The 4607-nt window shown below is 43.5% G+C and carries 3 protein-coding genes and 1 pseudogene; all 4 read left to right on the forward strand.

Annotated features, from left to right (window positions below; all coding sequences use genetic code 11):
* Window positions 1-243: 243 nt before the first annotated feature.
* Window positions 244-660, forward strand: coding sequence for a hypothetical protein (locus tag FHC48_RS22820; protein ID WP_259281199.1), 417 nt, complete (start codon window positions 244-246; stop codon window positions 658-660).
* On the forward strand, window positions 657-1922 hold the full coding sequence (locus FHC48_RS22825; RefSeq protein WP_119311974.1) for a restriction endonuclease subunit S: 1266 nt from the start codon (window positions 657-659) through the stop codon (window positions 1920-1922). Before FHC48_RS22820 ends, FHC48_RS22825 begins: the two co-directional genes overlap by 4 nt.
* A complete protein-coding gene (locus FHC48_RS22830; protein WP_119311973.1) occupies window positions 1919-3352 on the forward strand; it encodes a DUF262 domain-containing protein in 1434 nt (477 codons plus the stop codon). Before FHC48_RS22825 ends, FHC48_RS22830 begins: the two co-directional genes overlap by 4 nt.
* Window positions 3345-4493 (forward strand): annotated as a pseudogene (locus tag FHC48_RS22835) (DUF262 domain-containing protein); the annotation flags it as partial. The gene FHC48_RS22830 and the pseudogene FHC48_RS22835, both read left to right, overlap by 8 nt.
* Window positions 4494-4607 lie beyond the last annotated feature (114 nt).

Below are 4607 nucleotides of genomic sequence, written 5' to 3' on the forward strand. Positions count from 1 at the left end.
ATGATCGGCATCGCTCAGTCCGGTTGGTGGTTTTGGTTGGTTTGGCGATTGATCAGATCGCACAATCCGGGCTGAGTTCCCTTTCAGTGATCTACTATTCCGCGCATCTATTTAGTAGCTCGCTATTTCACTCCCGAGCAGCAGGAGCTCGATCAACTACAAATCGCTTATGATGAAGCAGTTCAAGAGCTGGAAAGCTTCCTTGAAGAAAACAGCGGTGAAGATGGACTACTTGCCGATACGATGAATGACAAAGAAAAAGTGACCGCTGCCAGCGTGAAGGCTCGTCTTAAAGTTGCCACTGACAGTGAAGAAAAGACGGCTCTGAAATTTGTTCAGGCATTATTTGATGTAGAAACCAAAGCAAAAAAAGCCCATAAAGAAGCCCAGGAAAAGCTGGATCATGCGGTCTTTGCTCATTATTCAAAGCTTACTGATAATGACATTAAGACACTATTGGTTCACGACAAATGGAAGACTAGCTTAAGTGACGCTTTAGAGACAGAAATTGAACGTGTCACACAACGGTTATCGAGTCGTGTAAAAGACCTGGAGGAGCGTTATAGTACTACTCTGCCTGCTCTCACTCAAAGTGTGGCAGATTTAGAGGCCAAGGTTGCTGTTCATTTTAAGTCTATGGGACTGGAGCAGACAAGGTGAATAACATTATAAATATGCGGGATGGGAATACCACTCCAGCAGGCTTTAAATATACAGAAATAGGAATACTCCCGAAAGAATGGGAGGTGGTTCAACTTGTGAATGTTTGTAAGGAAATTGGTGATGGTATTCACGCAACCCCTACCTACTCAGAATCCGGTGAATATTACTTCATTAACGGCAACAATATTTCTGATGGAAAAATATTTACAGATAATAACACAAAGAAGGTTACCACATCAGAATTCCTGAAACATCAAAAAAAGCTTTCTAAAAAGACAGTGTTATTATCAATAAATGGCACCATTGGGAACATAGCATTTTACAATGGAGAGCGTTTAGTTCTTGGGAAAAGTGCCGCATATTTAACTATAAACGATAACAACTCAGAAAAATTCATTTACTATATTATTCAGACATTTCAGACTAAAAGACAGTTTGACGATGGGATGACTGGTTCCACAATTAAGAATCTAGGTTTAGCAACTATACGGCAAACAATAGTTCCATTACCAACTATTGAAGAACAAAAAATCATCGCAAATGTACTCTCCGATATCGATGCGCTGATTATCGAGTTTGAGAAATTAATTGCTAAAAAGCAGGCTATCAAAACCGCCACCATGCAGCAACTACTAACTGGTCGTACTCGCCTAACAGAATTTGCGAAACATCCCGATGGGACTACCAAAAAATATAAATCTGGCGACCTACAGAATATTCCGGAGGATTGGGAAGAACGCGAAATAGGCAAGTTTGCCCCATTGCAAAGAGGTTTTGATTTACCTGCCAGTAAAAGAAGTGAAGGATTATATCCAGTAGTATATTCAAATGGCATAGTTAACACTCATAATCATTTCCAAGTTAAAGGTCCTGGTGTGGTTACAGGCAGATCTGGGACATTGGGAAAAGTTCATCACATTGAGTGCGATTTTTGGCCTCATAATACATCGCTTTGGGTTACAAAATTCATTAACTCAGATTCAAAGTTTGTCTACTATATTTTTAAATATATCGGTTTTGAACGCTTCGCAAGTGGTTCAGGGGTACCAACCTTAAATAGAAACGATGCCCATAGTTTCAAAGTGGCTATTCCCTCGTCATTAAAAGAACAAACCGCCATCGCCGCCATCTTTTCAGATATGGATGCTGAACTCACGGTGCTAGAGAAAAAACTCGCCAAGATCCGGGATATAAAACAAGGGATGATGCAACAACTGCTGACCGGAAGTATCCGTTTACCCCTGGATAACCAGCCATGAAACATGCCCTTGATAAGACAGTTCTGTCGGTCAAGGGTCTACTGAGCCTGACTGACGTAACCATTCCGGCCTATCAGCGTCCTTATAAATGGACGGTAAAAAATATCAGCGAACTGTTTGCGGACATAAACAGTCATCTCGATAAATCGGCCTACCGCTTGGGCTCAGTAGTGTTTCATCAGCCTGAAAGCAATGAAGAACATAGACTGGATATCGTCGATGGTCAGCAACGAACTTTAACATTAATGCTGGCAGTATGGGCCATTATCGAAACCCGACTTGCTGAATTGGAACGTCAGGATTTGCAGGAAGCGCTAACCCAGCTAAAGCCCTCCGTTGAAGGTTTTATGGGACGACAACGCTTTGCCAGTCAGGTATCGGAATACAATCTGTACCAGAATTATCAGGAGCTAAAACGTAGGGTTAGCCATCGAGAATTCAGCGAGCAACATATTGATTTTCTCCTCAACAGCTGCCAGTTGGTGGTCTTTGTGCTGACTGACCTGTCTGAAGCCTTTCAGTTCTTCGACTCACAAAATGCCCGAGGGCGAGACCTGGATCCACACGATCTGCTTAAAGCCTACCATCTACGTGAATTCGCCAGCCATGAGGTAGAACTGAAAGCTGCTTCCGTTGCCCATTGGGAAGGATTACCCAGCGATGACCTGGCTAATCTTTTCGCATCCTATCTCTACAGGGTACGTCAGTGGTCGCAGGGAAATTCAGCTCGTTTCTTTGGTAAGGATGAAGTCGGCCTATTCAAAGGGATCAACCTTGATCAGATTGGTCAGTTCCCTTATGTGGAATCTTTGCGCATGGCTCACCATTTTGTTGATGACTATAACAATCAGTTCCAGCGTAAGATTGATGGCCAGAAATTGCGTTTCCCTTTCCATCTCGATCAGATGATTATCAATGGAAGACGCTTTTTCGAAATGGCAGAACACTACCAGCAACAGGTATCGGCAATTATCTCCAGTGAGCATGCCAGCACTCATACTCAAAAGCCGTTAATGATTCAGGGCATAGTCCTTGGTGAAATGGCAACTCAGATACTAAGAACGTTAAATAGCTATCGAAATCGCTATCGAACAGGGGATCAATATATACGCACTATGTTTGATTGTGCTCTGATCTTTTATATCGACAAATTTGGCGGGCAGTCCTTATCTACAGCGATTGAAAAATGCTTTATCTGGGCCTACAGATGCCGAATTCGACAGCAAGTGGTACAACTTGCAACCATGGACAAGTATGTGCTGGATAACAATCTGTTCCGAGTAATCAAGGAAGCCAGAGTACCTGGTGATGTGTTATCTATGCCATTACTCACAGTTAAGGCATCAGAAAATCACAATAACCGCCTTAAAGGTAACTATGAACAAGATGAACTGGTGAGGCTGTTCAAGGAGATGAACTACTATGAGTGATGCAAAGGTAACATCCTTTACGGTCAGATCATTACTGGGTGATGCATCTCGTTACCTTATCCCCATGTACCAGCGTAATTATGCTTGGGGAGAGGGGGAGATCACTCAACTTGTGCAGGACATACTCGACTACCAACAAAAAAGCCTGCATAGCCTATACCCTCAAACTTACTACATCGGTACGTTAGTCGTGTTCACTCGTCCTGATGGGGACGCAGAGATAATCGACGGGCAGCAACGTTTCACTACCCTATCCCTTCTTGCTAACTGGTTAAAAAAACATGCGGGATCCACGCTTGATATGAGCTGGTACCAAGGGATTAACTTAGGGTTTGAGAGCAGACCTAAGTCTGGCGAAACCTTTGCTCGGCTCTGGCAAGGCGTCGAACCGCATAAACTGCGGAGCAAGGAATTTAATGAAGGGCTGATCAAAGGCTACGAACTTATTGGCAAGGTTCTAAGCGACTTGAAATTAGTTGGTGAGTCATTAACTCATTTTTATACCTATCTGTTCGACCATGTACAAATTGCCCGAATAGAAGTGCCTGCTGATACCGACCTCAATCATTTTTTTGAGGTGATGAACAACCGAGGCGAGCAACTTGAAAAACATGAAGTGGTGAAAGCGCAATTGATGGCTGTGCTCAACGAGATAACGGACCAGCAAGCTCGGCAGAGCAGCCTGAACACCCTCTCACGAGTTTGGGATGCTTGCTCCAACATGGAACGTTATGTCCAGTACGGTTTTACACCAGCCGAACGTCATCAATTATTTGGGCAGGAAAATTGGGGGCAATTTGTGCCTGCTGATTTTAATTCCCTAGCTGACATGCTTATCCCATCGGCTTCGGCGCTTGGTACAAGAGAGAACCAAACAAACCGCACACTGGCTGACATTATCAAGTCATCTTCAACCATAAGTGGTGAAAGAGGCGACGAAGATGAAGGTAGCTCAGAGCGTTTTAATAGTGTTATCAATTTCTCCAACTTCCTGCTCCATGTTTTGCGTGTCTGCAGCAACATAGGCAAGAACAGGGTAGATGTTCCGCTTGACGACAAACAATTAATCGAACAGTTCGAACTTCGGCTGTTAAAGCAGAATGACCCGATTAAAGCAGTACAGGATTTTGTCTTTGCACTTGGCTTTGTTGAATAAATCAGATTTCGGGTAAGTCTCCCCCGTAGCGGGTTGTGTTTTCAGGCAATACGCACGCTTTCAGGCATACCTGCTTTCGTCATTTTGTTCAGCGCTCGT

It is taken from the genome of Enterobacter sp. EC_50 (assembly GCF_019584525.1).
Lineage (GTDB): Bacteria > Pseudomonadota > Gammaproteobacteria > Enterobacterales > Enterobacteriaceae > Enterobacter > Enterobacter roggenkampii.